The sequence below is a fragment of the Proteiniborus sp. MB09-C3 genome, from assembly GCF_030263895.1.
GTDB lineage: Bacteria > Bacillota > Clostridia > Tissierellales > Proteiniboraceae > Proteiniborus.
Window position 1 is genome coordinate 907,986 of sequence record NZ_CP127161.1, and the last position, 13,295, is coordinate 921,280.

Sequence of the window (13,295 nt, forward strand, 5' to 3'; positions counted from 1 at the left end):
ATGAAAAATCTGTTTAGAAATTGTATATATCAAGGGAAAAATTTATATAGAGATAAATCTTTTCTTTTCTGGACCTTAATGTATCCATTGATAATGGCCATATTTTTCTACACAGCCTTCAATGGAATAATGAATGTGGAATTAGAAAACATAAACATAGGAATAAAAGATGAGAATCCCATTGGATTTATACTGGAGGAAATCGAGTTTCTAAATGTCCACAAAATCTCTGAAGATGAGATAACTGAAAAATTAGAAAATGAAGAGATTGAAGGATTTGTTGAGAATGATTTAAGTCTATTGGTTAAAAAATCTGGGATGAATCAAACCATAATTAAGGAGGTTCTAGATCAAATAAAGCAAATGGGAGAGTTAAAAGTACCCATTGAAAGATTTGACTTTAATATAAACTATGTATCTGGAAGAAATCAAAAAGCAGATGTGGTAATTATAATATTCTATTCACTAATTGCCATGGTTTCTGCCTATGGAATTTTTCCTGGAATTACGACTGTAAGTTTAATTCAAGCAAATTTGACTAATGTAGGCAAGAGAATAAATGTAGCACCATTGAGAAAAAATGAATTTTTATTGGCAGGGGTTATAGTTGCACTAATTTTAAACCTGCTTTCAAACGCATTATTGCTGATTTTTATAAAATATGTCCTGAAGATTGATCTATTTACACAAATGAAGTATAGTGCAATTTTTATAATAATAGGAAACCTGTTTGGAGTAGCACTTGGAATATTTATAGGAGCTTCCAATAAACAAAACGAAAATGTAAAGGCTCTTTTAGGTGTTATGATTACATTGTTCTTATCGGCTTTATCAGGAATGATGTCACCAAATATAAAGATTCTGATTGATGAGAAAGCTCCAATAATAAATAGGCTAAATCCCATTGGCATAATAACTAATAATCTCTATAGGATAAATCTATTGGAAAATACTCAAAACGTAAGTGAAGGAGTTTTTATCTTATCGATTTATTGCTTAGTTCTAATTAGTATATCCTATGTATTTTTAAGGAGGAAGACCTATGACAGTATATAAATACTTTATTAAAATAGCGTTAAAAAACAAGGGAGCCATTCTTGCATATACAGCTATTTTTTTCGTTCTGTCAATATTAAATGGTGGGGGTAATACGCAAAAAGAAACTAGCTTCATTGAAACTAAGTTTAATATTGGAATAATTGATAATAGCAGCAGTGAGTTATCAGAGAGTTTGGTAAATTACTTAGAAAAAGAGAATAATATAGCTCATACAAGGTCAGATGAAAAGTATATTAGAGAGCAGGTTTTTCTGCAAGTATTAGATGCAGTAATTGTTATTCCAGAGGATTTTGAAAAAAGAGTAATCAATAAGGAAAATGCTATTGAGATATTTAAAGATGACAGAAATATAGCATCTTATCAAATTGAAAATCAGATTAATAAATTTATTTCCTTTGCTAATGCAACTTATGAAAATGGTCAGTTTGATTTATCCAATGTGAGTGCTGCATTAGATGAAAGCATAAAAGTAAATTTAATTAAATCTGATAATAATGATATAAATCAAAAAGCCAATACCTGGTTTAAGTTTTATTTCAATTTTACTTCATATATACTTCTAGCTTTGTATATTGCGGTAATAGGCTTTGTAATGACTGATTTCACGAGTGAAGAAATTGAAAGTAGAAGAAAGATATCTTCAATAAAGTTTTTGAAATTCAATAGAGAAATGTATCTGGGGCAATTAACGATAGCATGTTTCATAACATTAGTATTTATTCTGGGAAGCATTGTATTAAAGGGAAAATACATTGGTGAGGTAAACTTTTTGAAATACGTAGTTAATACAATAGTGTTTTCATTTTCAGCCTTATGTCTTGTATTTTTAATCAATAATGTGACACACAATAAGTTCATCATATCTGGTGTAAGTACGGTATTATCTCTTGGGACTTCATTTATATCGGGAGTAATGGTACCTCAAGAGCTTTTAGGGGAAAAGGTGTTGACAATAGCTAAATTTTTCCCAACATATTATTTTGTAAAAATAAATGAGACAAATATCAAATCATTCTTAGATGTGAAATATGAAATATTTATGCAACTATTATTTGCCATGGCTTTCCTACTAGTAGGACTATATTTTTCTAAGATAAAGCAGAAAGCTCATTAATAGATTTTATTTGGAATGCTTAAATTAAAGCTAAAGCAGCTAAACGATTCTGTCTCATGACAGGGCAAAGGTTTCATGTAAAAAATTGGTCAGGTAATATCATCCTATTTACAAAAAGCTAAGATAAATAATAGAATAATTGCTGGCACATTTATCTGGAATGTGGTACTAATATATTAAGGAAGATTAGCAGACTTCATATGTGGATTTTTATTCAATGATTGAGGCAGTAACCTTTATGCTATTTTTCTTAGCATCTGAGTCAATTTTATAAGGAAGAGGTTTATAGAAAATAGCAACAAAGAATAGGGTGATTTAATGGATAGATATAAAAAGCTTGCCTCTAATACTTTTACTTTTGCCATAGGAACTTTTAGCTCTAAGCTGCTTGTTTTTCTCATGCTGCCATTATATACAAGGGTGCTGACAAGTGCAGAATATGGAGAGGTAGATTTAATAGTACAGACCTGCAATGTTCTAGTTCCTATTGTATCAGCAGGTATCTTGAATGCTGTAATTAGATTTGGTCTTGATAGTGCTGTCAACAAAAAAAGTGTATTTTCTATAGGGCTCCTAACTATACTTTTAGGCTTTATAGGATTATGTATTCTAGAGCCTGTTCTTTTGCATATTGAGTTTATTTCCCAATATACTAGATATATTTACTTTTTTATTCTAATGTCAAATCTCCACTCATTATGTTCAAATTTTGTAAGGTCTCAAGAATACGTAAAGCTATATGCCTTTGATGGAGTGTTTAGAACGGTACTAACTGTCATTCTAAATATTGTTTTTCTAGTAATATTTAGATATGGAATATCTGGTTACTTATTGGCAACTATTTTATCAGACTTTATTTCCACTATCATGCTGTTTTTTGCAGCTAAGCTCTATAGGTTTATAAGTCTAGGCTATATTGACAAAAGCCTTTTTAGCAGTATGATGAGATATTCTTTGCCTCTTATTCCAACAACTGTCTCAACATGGATTATAAATATGTCTGACAGATACGTTCTTTCTTATATGCTTGGAAGTGAAGCAAATGGACTGTATGCTATTGCCTATAAGGTACCTACAATAATAACCATTGTGACGGGAATTTTTATGGATGCGTGGCAAATATCAGCCGTAAATGAGCATCAAAAAGGAGATGGAGGTAGGTTCTTTTCAAAGGTACTGGATGTGTACAGCTCCTTAGTATTTTGTGGTGCTTCAGTTATCATTGCATTAACTAAAATGATTACAAAGATACTTACATCACCAGAATTTTTTTCATCATGGATATACATACCTGTTCTTGTGATGGGAACTATATTTGCCTGTCTAGCTTCTTTTTTAGGGAGTGCATATATGGCTCAGAAAAAAAGTGAACAAATACTGATTACTACGATGATAAGTGCAGTTTTAAATATAATTCTTAACTTTATTTTAATACCTGCTTATGGAATTCAAGGTGCTGCCATAGCAACGCTTTTAAGCTATATTTGCATGCTAGTCATAAGAGCTGTTAATATTAGAAGATTTATGAATATATCTTGGAATATTCCAAAGCTAATAATTAATATGAGCGTGATAATGACACAAAGTGTGATAATACTGCTGCAAATAGAAAACTGGTTTATTTATGAAGTAGGGCTTATTCTTATAATAGCATTAGTAAATGTGAAGGCCTTATTGATGGGAGCTAGAAGAATTATAGAATAAGCAGAATATTTAAGGACACACTTTTAATGGATGTAGTCATAGATAAGTTAATTTGAGTTAAAATAGTCAGATTAACTTATTTTAATTTGATATTACTTAGCCGGCTAACTTTAAAATAATTTGTAGTTTTATTTTAAATATGTATTGACTAGTAAGTATCATAATGCTATTATTATAAATATGCTTAGGCGACTAACTAATGGAGGTTATTAATATGGAGAGGTTATCCAAGGATTCTTTGTATTATATATTTCTAGAAATACTTAGACTTCACTATTATCGTACTCATGTACTTCTTGACGAAATAGGAGTATATCCGGGTCAGCCCCCTTTATTATTTATTCTAAATAAAGAGGATGGATTAAGTCAAAAAGAAATAGCGGCTAAATTAGACATAAAGCCTTCAACTATAACAGTAATGCTTAGGAGAATGGAGAAAACAAATTTAGTAGAACGCAGACAGGATGCTGAAGATCAAAGAGTATCTAGAGTATATCTTACAGAAGCGGGTAGAGATATTTGCGATAAATCTATGGAAGTAATGAAAAAAATTGAAGAAGAGTGTTTTGGCAATTTTATAGTAGAGGAAAAGGTGGTTTTTAGAAGACTATTGATGCAAATGAGAGATAATCTGCTTATGGTAAATGATAAGGAATCAGGTTCAATCAAGTGTGAGTGATTTTAAAAAGGATTATAGGAAAATTTAGATGACATAGGAGGGCAATATGCTAAAATTATTTAAAGAGTTTAAACCGTTTGTTATATCTATACTAATAATAATAGCCTTACTTTTCCTTCAAGCTAGTACAGAGCTTGCTCTTCCTGACTATATGTCAAATATAGTTAATGTGGGAATTCAGCAAAATGGTATAGAAAATGCAGTACCAGAGGCAATCAGACCTACGGAGATGGAAAAAGTTAAGATATTTTTAAGTGATGAAGAGATAAATATAATAGATGATAGCTATATATTAGTAAATGAAAGTAGAGATAATTTAACTGAAAAAAAGTATAAAGATTTTGTTAAAAAATATCCTATATTGGAAAAAGAAGCTTTGTATATATTAGATACAAAGGAAAAAGAAGACATTGAGAAAATGAACTCCTTTTTCGGTAAGGCATTGTTAATTGTAGCAGGAATAGAAAAGGGAGCTCCTCAAGGAGTATCAGCAGAAAATATGGGGAACAATCCTTTTGCTAATCTACCTGAGGGAGTAGATCCTTTTATAATGCTAAAGAATGCACCGAAGGAACAAATTGATGCCTTAAAAGCTGAGATTGATAAGCAGTTTAATGGATTGCCTGAAACAATAATAAATCAATCTGCAATAAATCGTATTAAAACCCAGTATGAAGATATGGGGATAGATATCAAAAAAACACAGTCTAGCTATATCTTCTATATAGGGGGAATAATGATACTTATTTCGCTTATAAGTATGCTAGCATCAATAGCTGTTGGATTTTTATCTGCCAAGGTTTCCTCTGGACTTGGGAGAAACCTAAGAGACAAGGTATTTAAGAAGGTAACTGCCTTTTCAAATGGGGAATTTGACGATTTTTCAACAGCATCCCTAATAACTAGAAGTACGAATGATATACAGCAAGTGCAGATGTTTACAGTAATGCTGTTAAGATTAGTATTCTATGCACCTATACTAGGAGTTGGCGGAGTTATTAGAGCTTTAAGGACGAATACATCAATGGCCTGGATAGTTGCAGTAGGAGTTGCTGCTATACTTACTTTAGTCATATTTCTCTTTGCTGTAGCTATGCCAAGATTTAAAAAGCTGCAAAAGCTAGTAGATAAGGTTAATCGTGTGATGAGAGAATCTCTTACTGGAATGCTAGTAATCAGAGCCTTCAACACTCAGAGAGTTGAAGAAAAGAAATTTGATGAAGCAAATAAGGATTTAACCAAAACTAATCTTTTCGTATCAAGAATAATGACTGTAATGATGCCTACTATGATGCTTATTATGAATGGAATTACATTATTAATCATATGGGTAGGCGCTCATGAAATAGATAAAGGAGCAATACAGGTAGGAGATATGATGGCATTTATGCAGTATACAATGCAGATAATCATGTCATTCCTTATGATTTCAATGATATCAATAATACTTCCAAGGGCCTCTGTATCAGCTGGGAGAATTTCTGAAGTATTGAATAAGAAGCTTACAGTAGAGGATCCAATAACTCCAAAGGAGCTTAAAAAGGATATAAAGGGATTATTAGAGTTTAGAAATGTCAGCTTTAAATACCCAGGAGCAGAGGAAAATGTTATTGAAAATATATCATTTACTGCAAGGCCTGGAGAAACTACTGCCTTTATTGGTAGTACAGGAAGTGGTAAATCTACGCTCATTAACTTAATTCCAAGGTTCTATGATGCTACAGAAGGAAAAATTCTTTTAGATGGCATGGATATAAGAGATATGAGGCTATATGACCTAAGAGAAAAAATTGGATATGTTCCACAAAAAGGAGTTCTATTTACAGGAACTATAGAAAGCAATATAAAATACGGTAGAAATGCTGATGCTAGTGATGAAGATATTCTAAAGGTTATAGAAATAGCTCAAGCCAAAAAATTCATAGATGAAAAGGAAAAGGGAGTCTTATCTGAAATATCTCAAGGAGGAACTAATGTTTCAGGCGGTCAAAGACAAAGACTTTCAATTGCTAGGGCATTGGCCAAAACACCAGAGGTACTCATTTTTGATGATAGCTTTTCAGCACTTGATTTTAAAACAGATGCTGCTTTAAGAAAGGCTATGGGAGAAGAAATAAAGGATAGAACTGTACTAATAGTTGCACAGAGAATAAGTACCATAATGAACGCTGAAAATATCGTAGTTTTAGATGAAGGAAAAGTAGTTGGTATGGGTACTCATAAAGAGCTTCTAAAGAACTGTGATGTTTATAGGCAAATAGCTCTGTCACAGCTATCAGAGGAGGAATTAGCAATATGAGCGAAAACAATATGAAAAATCAACAACCAAGGAGAATGGGCCCTCCTGGTCCTATGGGAAGAGGATTTGAAAAGCCTAAGGATTTTAAAGGAACTTTTTCTAAATTACTTAGATACCTAAGACCTTATAGACTAAAACTAATTATAGTAATGCTATTTGCTATAGGAAGTACAGTCTTTACCATAAGAGCACCTAAAATACTTGGTAAAGCAACAACTAAAATATTTGAAGGATTAGTGTCTAAAATATCAGGGGCTTCAGATGGGGGAATTGATTTTCAGTATATATTAAATATAATCTTAATCCTAATAGGACTATATGTAATCTCAGCAATATTTTCCTTTATACAAGGAATTATAGTTACAGGTGTTTCACAGAAGGTATCCTATAACCTGAGAAGGGAAATATCTGAAAAGACAAATAGGCTTCCACTCAAGTATTTTGATTCTGTGTCTCACGGAGATGTGTTATCAAGGGTCACAAATGACGTAGATACTGTTAGTCAGACATTAAATCAAAGTATGAGTCAGATAATTACCTCTGCTACTACACTTGTAGGTGTTCTCATAATGATGCTTTCCATAAGCTGGCAGATGACTATTGCTGCTATTTTGATACTGCCAATCTCTATGGTTTTAGTCATGGGCATAGTCAAGCGATCTCAGAAATACTTTAAGACACAGCAAGAATCTCTTGGTCGCGTTAACGGACATATAGAAGAGGTTTATAGCGGACACAATATAATGAAAGCCTTTAATGCAGAAAAGGAAGCTGTAGAGAAATTTAGAAAGATTAACGGTGAGCTTTATAACTCTGCCTGGAAGGCACAGTTTCTTTCTGGAATGATGATGCCTATCATGATGTTTATTGGCAATATAGGATATGTAGCAGTTTCAATTTTAGGCGGATGGTATGCTATAAAAAAGACTATAGAGGTAGGAGATATACTTTCCTTTATACAATATATAAGGAGCTTTACTCAGCCAATAGCACAGGTAGCTCAGATAAGCAATGTACTCCAATCGACAGTTGCTGCTGCTGAAAGAGTATTTGAATTCTTAGATGAGGATGAAGAGCCTAAGGAGTCTGAAACACCTGTTAAATTAGAAGAAGTAGAAGGAAGAGTCACCTTTGAGAATGTCAAATTCGGGTACAATGAAGACAAGATAATAATAAATGACTTTTCAGCAGACATAAAGCCAGGGCAGAAGGTTGCCATAGTAGGGCCTACAGGAGCAGGAAAAACTACTATAGTTAAGCTTTTAATGAGATTTTATGACTTAAATGAGGGTAGAATTTTCGTAGATGGTCATGATATCAATGATTTTACAAGAGAAGACTTAAGGGATAATTTTGGAATGGTTCTTCAAGACACATGGCTTTTTTCTGGAACTATAATGGAGAACATAAGATATGGGAGACTAGATGCTACAGATGAAGAAGTAATAGAAGCTGCAAAATCTGCCCATGCCCATAGATTTATTCATACTTTACCAGATGGATACAATATGATTATAAATGAGGAGGCAAACAATATATCTCAAGGACAGAAGCAGCTCCTAACCATAGCTAGAGCAATTCTTTCAAATCCTAAGATTCTTATACTAGACGAGGCAACATCCTCTGTAGATACTAGAACAGAAATATTGATACAAAGGGCCATGGAAAATCTAATGAAGGGAAGAACAGCCTTTATAATTGCACATAGACTTTCAACCATAAGAGATGCAGATTTGATCCTAGTTATGAAGGATGGAGATATAGTAGAGCAAGGCAGCCATGAAGAGCTTCTATCAAAAAATGGATTCTACGCAGAGCTTTATAACAGCCAATTTGCAGCATAAATCGATTAAAATAGAAATCACTCTTAAAGAGAAGATCGTATCTTTAAGAGTGATTTTTTATATCATTGATGATAGAACATCAGCCTTTGACACAATACCTTTTAGAGTTCCATCATTATCAACTATTGCTATAGGATATTTAGTTTCTACAGCCATCGAGATAATATCGTGCAATAAAGCATCAGGGGAGGCAGTTATTATATCTCTTATCATAACATCGGAGATAGTCAGTTTTTCCTTATTTGCTCTTATAGCATCATCGATAGTAATGATTCCCTGTAGCTTCATTTTTTCTGCTACTATATATGCACTTGATACCCTGTTAGAACGCATCATATTTATGGCATAATTAGGATTATCCTTTAATCTAACTATACTGTTTGGAGTGATCATTACATTTCTGGCGCTTATTACCTGTGTCTTGTCCGCACCATCTATAAACTGCTTTACATAATCATTAGCAGGATTTTCACTCATTTCTTCGGGAGTATCTACCTGTATTACTTCTCCATCTCGCATTATAGCAACTCGGTCACCTATTTTAAAAGCTTCATTTATATCATGAGTTATAAATATTATAGTTTTCTCCAATTTTCTTTGAATTGATAGCAATTCAAACTGCATATCTTTTCTAACTAAAGGATCCAGTGCTGAAAAGGGCTCATCCATAAGAAGTATTTCAGGCTCATTGGCTAGAGCTCTTGCTATTCCAACTCTTTGCATCATTCCTCCTGAAAGATTTGATATCAGCTCGTTTTCTAATCCTTCTAAACCTACCATGGAAATTATTTCTTTTGCTTTTACCTGTCGTTGAGATTTAGGTATACCCTTAACTTCAAGACCATATTCAACATTGCCTATAACATCCCTGTGGGACATAAGCCCGAAGTTTTGAAATACCATAGAAACTTTATTTCTTCTATAGTTAACTAATTCTTTTTTCTTGAAGCTGCCAATGTTTTTATCTTCAAAAAGAATTTCTCCTGATGTAGGTTTATTGAGCATATTAAAGCATCTTACTAATGTGGATTTACCAGATCCGGACAAACCTATAATGACAAAGATTTCTCCTCTCTTTATATCTAAATTTATATCCCAAAGAGCTACAGTCACTCCAGTTTTTTTATATATAGTATCCTTATCTAATCCAGAGTTTTTTAATTTAACTGCTCTGTTTTTTTCTGTACCATAGAGCTTAGATAGATTTCTAATACTTAAGATATTGTTATTTTGCATTATTTTTCACCTCATTACCTTTAACCAAACCTTGAGTGATTCTATCTAATATAACTGCAATAATTACAACTGCTGTTCCAGATACTAATCCTCTACCTATCTCTACACGGTTGACACTTATTAGAACCTCCATACCGAGACCTGTGGCACCAATCATGGATGTAGTAACAACCATAGCCATAGCCATCATAATAGTTTGATTAATTCCCTCCATTATTGTAGGTAAAGCCTGTGGGATTTGTACTTTTATGAGAGATTGTAGCTTGGTCGAACCAAAGGCTATAGATGCTTCTACAACTTCTTTATCTATTTGCCTGATTCCATGACTTGTAAGTCGGATAGTTGGAACAATAGCATAAATCGTAGTAGCTATTACAGCAGGAGGTTTACCTAATCCAAAGAATAAAAGTGCTGGTATTAGGTAAACAAATACTGGCATTGTTTGCATTGTATCTAAGATAGGTCTAGCAATTGAATTTGCTTTATCACTAGTTGAGATGAGGATTCCCAGTGGAAATCCTAGTGCCAGAGAAATAATTACAGATGCTATAACTATGGACAGGGTTTCATTCATAAGGCTCCATAATCCAAAGGCTCCTATTAAAAACAAGAGAGCTGAGTATAAAATACCTTTACTAACTTTACCGCTTAGCTTCCATCCTGCAATAAATACTAACAAAATTAACACAAACCAGGGTATTAAATTTAATATTGAATGTATTCCGTTTACAAAACCCCCTAAAGATAATCTAATTTTGCTAAAGAATACATCATATTTGATACTGAAGTTTCTTACAGCTTCGTCTATTGCGTTGGTGTTAACTGGAATCCTAAGAGGAAAATCAAATATCAAATAATAAATCATAATTTTTTCCTCCTATTTTAAATACTCTCTAAGAATCTGTGCATCATCAGAGCTTAACCATTCGTCTAGTAAGTTATCATGTTTTTTTAAGAACCATTCAGCAGTTTCATTATAGTTAGCACCCGTATCCTGCATATAGGCTAGGGCTTCCGATGTCAATGCACTTGATGTCTTATATTTAGTTAAGAATTCAACTATTTCTGGGTTAGACTCTGCGAAATTATTGCTTACAGCTACAGTTACTCTAACAGATGGCAAATTAGTTTTTCCGTCTTTATAAGTTGATCTATCAAATGGTTCATCTTCTAATAGCACAAAATCATACTTACCCATTAGCCAAGTAGGTTCCCAATAATATGCTGCTATTGGTTCACCTTTATCATATGCAGAAGTTATTGCTGCTGCAAGAGAAGCATCTGAGCCAGGTCTGAAATATATAAAGCTTTCATCCAAACCATAGTATAGATATTTATTGTACATAATATCGTCTACTTCCCAACCAGGAATTGCACCATAAATTCTTCCCTTGTCCTTAGATTCTTCATCAGGAAATACATCAGGATATTTTTTCAAATCCCACACGTATTTTAATTCAGGAGCTAAAGCTTCTATTCCTCTACTTTTATCTCCCTCGATAACGTATCTTGGCACATAAATTCCTTGGGAATTATCATCATAATTAACTCCAAGCTCTTTAAGCTTGCCTTCTTTAATATCTGATTCATAAGTAGCTAAATTATCTGTCCAAATTTCCATGTGGACATCAATTTCTCCTTTTATCATGCCTTCATGCATTACAGTAGACGAACCAGGAACTTCTCTCCATCTGTATCCATAGGCTTTTTCTACTATCAAACCAGCAACTGCATTATGGAACTTTATACTATCCCATCCTGAGTCTGCAAAAGTAATCTCATTTGAGTTATTTGAGCAACCAACAGCAGTAACAATTGTCAGCATCGTTAATATAATTAGACACATAATCCTCTTCAAATTTTATACCTTCCTTCTTAAAATCGTGGTTCATTCTTTGTAATTATGTTAACATTAGCTTGGAAACGTGTCAAATTAGCCATTCATAAAAGCTGATTGATTAAATGCTATGAAAACCTATTTTCCAATGGGTACAGCAGATTATATTTTTTTATATTTTTGCTGAATTTTCTATTTTGATTTGCTGAAAATGAGAGGGAAAACCTAGATATTCAGACTGTATTTGGATCTGTCCAAAAAACCATAGTAGAATCCATATATTCTGACGATTATTGCAGCTTTTTTGCTCCGTTGACAGCAAGAAATTGCAAAACCTATATTAATATAATATATTTAGGGTAAGAATATTAATAAAAAATACAAAAATTAAGAGGTGTATTTTATGAAACTAGGGTTTATAGTCAATCCTATTGCAGGTATGGGAGGTAGAGTAGGGCTTAAGGGTACTGACGGCTTAGAAGTCCTAGAAAAAGCTCGTAGACTAGGAGCAGTGCCTGAATCTCCAGATAAAGCAAAAAAAGCCTTAGAACGCTTGCTTTCTGTTAAAGATAAACTTCAAATTTTCACTTATCCTGGAAGCATGGGAGAAGAAGAAGCAGCTCAATTAGGATTCGAGCCAGTGATTTTAGGTGAAGGGAAGAACAGCTTTGGACCAGAAGATACAGAGGAAGCTGCAAAGCAAATGTTGGATAAGGGAGTGGATATCATACTTTTTGCTGGCGGAGATGGTACAGCACGTAATATATACAATGCCATAGGAACACAGATACCCGTAATTGGAATACCAGCAGGAGTTAAAATCCATTCAGCCGTATATGCAAGTCATCCTAGAGCAGCAGGAGAGATAACCTTAAAATATCTCCAAAATGAAGATATAAAAACAAAAGAGGCAGAGGTAATGGATATAGATGAAGAGGCATTTAGAGAGGGTGTAGTAACAGCAAGGCTATACGGATATATGAGAATTCCTTTAGAGCCAGAGCTTATTCAAACAAGTAAGTCCAGCGGCATAGGCTCAGAGGAGGATGCCTTAGAGGGAATTGCCGAAAAAATAGTTGAAGAAATGGAGCCTGATGTATTTTACATAATAGGCTCTGGAACGTCTACCAGACCTATTATGGAGAGGTTAGGACTGCCTAATACTCTTTTAGGAATAGATATTGTAAGGAATAAAGAATTAATAGCATCTGATGTAAACGAAAAAGAAATTCTAGATATAATAGGAGGCAATCGAGCTAAAATAATAGTTACTGTCATAGGTGGTCAAGGTTATATATTTGGAAGAGGGAATCAACAAATCAGTGCCGAAGTCATTAAAACAGTAGGAAAAGATAATATTCGTATTATTGCAACTAAAAACAAGCTTATGTCATTAAAAGGAAGGCCGCTTTTAGTAGACACAGGAAATGAAGAAGTAAATAAAATGTTTAACGGATATAGGAAGGTATTGATCTCTCATTACATGGAGACAGTAGAGAGGGTAGAGGGGCTATAAGCAGTGA

10 protein-coding genes are annotated in these 13,295 nt (G+C 33.3%); 7 read left to right on the forward strand and 3 right to left on the reverse strand.

Annotated features, from left to right (window positions below; all coding sequences use genetic code 11):
- From QO263_RS04440 to QO263_RS04465, 6 genes are all read left to right on the forward strand, one after another.
- Complete coding sequence (locus QO263_RS04440) at positions 1 to 1,056, forward strand: ABC transporter permease (RefSeq protein WP_285626855.1); 1,056 nt, start codon at positions 1 to 3, stop codon at positions 1,054 to 1,056.
- The gene (locus tag QO263_RS04445; protein WP_285626857.1) at positions 1,043 to 2,173 is read left to right on the forward strand and encodes an ABC transporter permease; all 1,131 of its coding nucleotides are present in this window, start codon (positions 1,043 to 1,045) and stop codon (positions 2,171 to 2,173) included. Before QO263_RS04440 ends, QO263_RS04445 begins: the two co-directional genes overlap by 14 nt.
- 318 nt (positions 2,174 to 2,491) lie before the next feature.
- Positions 2,492 to 3,877 (forward strand): lipopolysaccharide biosynthesis protein, encoded by a 1,386-nt coding sequence (locus QO263_RS04450; protein ID WP_285626860.1) that lies wholly within the window; start codon positions 2,492 to 2,494, stop codon positions 3,875 to 3,877.
- Positions 3,878 to 4,091: 214 nt separating this feature from the next.
- A complete protein-coding gene (locus tag QO263_RS04455; RefSeq protein WP_285626862.1) occupies positions 4,092 to 4,556 on the forward strand; it encodes a MarR family winged helix-turn-helix transcriptional regulator in 465 nt (154 codons plus the stop codon).
- 46 nt (positions 4,557 to 4,602) lie between these two features.
- Complete coding sequence (locus QO263_RS04460) at positions 4,603 to 6,855, forward strand: ABC transporter ATP-binding protein (protein ID WP_285626864.1); 2,253 nt, start codon at positions 4,603 to 4,605, stop codon at positions 6,853 to 6,855.
- A complete protein-coding gene (locus tag QO263_RS04465; RefSeq protein WP_285626868.1) occupies positions 6,852 to 8,699 on the forward strand; it encodes an ABC transporter ATP-binding protein in 1,848 nt (615 codons plus the stop codon). Before QO263_RS04460 ends, QO263_RS04465 begins: the two co-directional genes overlap by 4 nt.
- Before the next feature lie 57 nt (positions 8,700 to 8,756).
- On the opposite strand, the gene QO263_RS04470 is transcribed toward QO263_RS04465, so the two are convergent.
- From QO263_RS04470 to QO263_RS04480, 3 genes are read right to left on the reverse strand one after another with little or no spacing between them, the layout of a single operon-like run.
- On the reverse strand, positions 8,757 to 9,935 hold the full coding sequence (locus QO263_RS04470; RefSeq protein ID WP_285626871.1) for a quaternary amine ABC transporter ATP-binding protein: 1,179 nt from the start codon (positions 9,933 to 9,935) through the stop codon (positions 8,757 to 8,759).
- Positions 9,925 to 10,800, reverse strand: a complete 876-nt coding sequence (locus QO263_RS04475; protein WP_285626873.1) for an ABC transporter permease — start codon at positions 10,798 to 10,800, stop codon at positions 9,925 to 9,927. The genes QO263_RS04470 and QO263_RS04475 overlap by 11 nt, the downstream gene beginning before the upstream one ends.
- Positions 10,801 to 10,812: 12 nt before the next feature.
- Entirely contained in the window at positions 10,813 to 11,793 is a 981-nt protein-coding gene (locus tag QO263_RS04480; protein ID WP_285626875.1) for an ABC transporter substrate-binding protein, read from the reverse strand.
- A 382-nt stretch (positions 11,794 to 12,175) separates the two neighbouring features.
- Between QO263_RS04480 and QO263_RS04485 the strand changes: the two genes are divergently transcribed.
- Complete coding sequence (locus QO263_RS04485) at positions 12,176 to 13,288, forward strand: ATP-NAD kinase family protein (protein ID WP_285626878.1); 1,113 nt, start codon at positions 12,176 to 12,178, stop codon at positions 13,286 to 13,288.
- Positions 13,289 to 13,295: the final 7 nt, after the last annotated feature.

Excerpts from the sequence above, each read along its gene's own strand:
- QO263_RS04460 (WP_285626864.1), top strand. The coding sequence starts at position 4,603 with ATGCTAAAATTATTTAAAGAGTTTAAACCGTTTGTTATATCTATACTA.
- QO263_RS04450 (WP_285626860.1), top strand. The coding sequence starts at position 2,492 with ATGGATAGATATAAAAAGCTTGCCTCTAATACTTTTACTTTTGCCATA.
- QO263_RS04470 (WP_285626871.1), bottom strand. The coding sequence starts at position 9,935 with ATGCAAAATAACAATATCTTAAGTATTAGAAATCTATCTAAGCTCTAT.
- QO263_RS04445 (WP_285626857.1), top strand. The coding sequence starts at position 1,043 with ATGACAGTATATAAATACTTTATTAAAATAGCGTTAAAAAACAAGGGA.
- QO263_RS04455 (WP_285626862.1), top strand. The coding sequence starts at position 4,092 with ATGGAGAGGTTATCCAAGGATTCTTTGTATTATATATTTCTAGAAATA.
- QO263_RS04465 (WP_285626868.1), top strand. The coding sequence starts at position 6,852 with ATGAGCGAAAACAATATGAAAAATCAACAACCAAGGAGAATGGGCCCT.
- QO263_RS04440 (WP_285626855.1), top strand. The coding sequence starts at position 1 with ATGAAAAATCTGTTTAGAAATTGTATATATCAAGGGAAAAATTTATAT.
- QO263_RS04475 (WP_285626873.1), bottom strand. The coding sequence starts at position 10,800 with ATGATTTATTATTTGATATTTGATTTTCCTCTTAGGATTCCAGTTAAC.
- QO263_RS04485 (WP_285626878.1), top strand. The coding sequence starts at position 12,176 with ATGAAACTAGGGTTTATAGTCAATCCTATTGCAGGTATGGGAGGTAGA.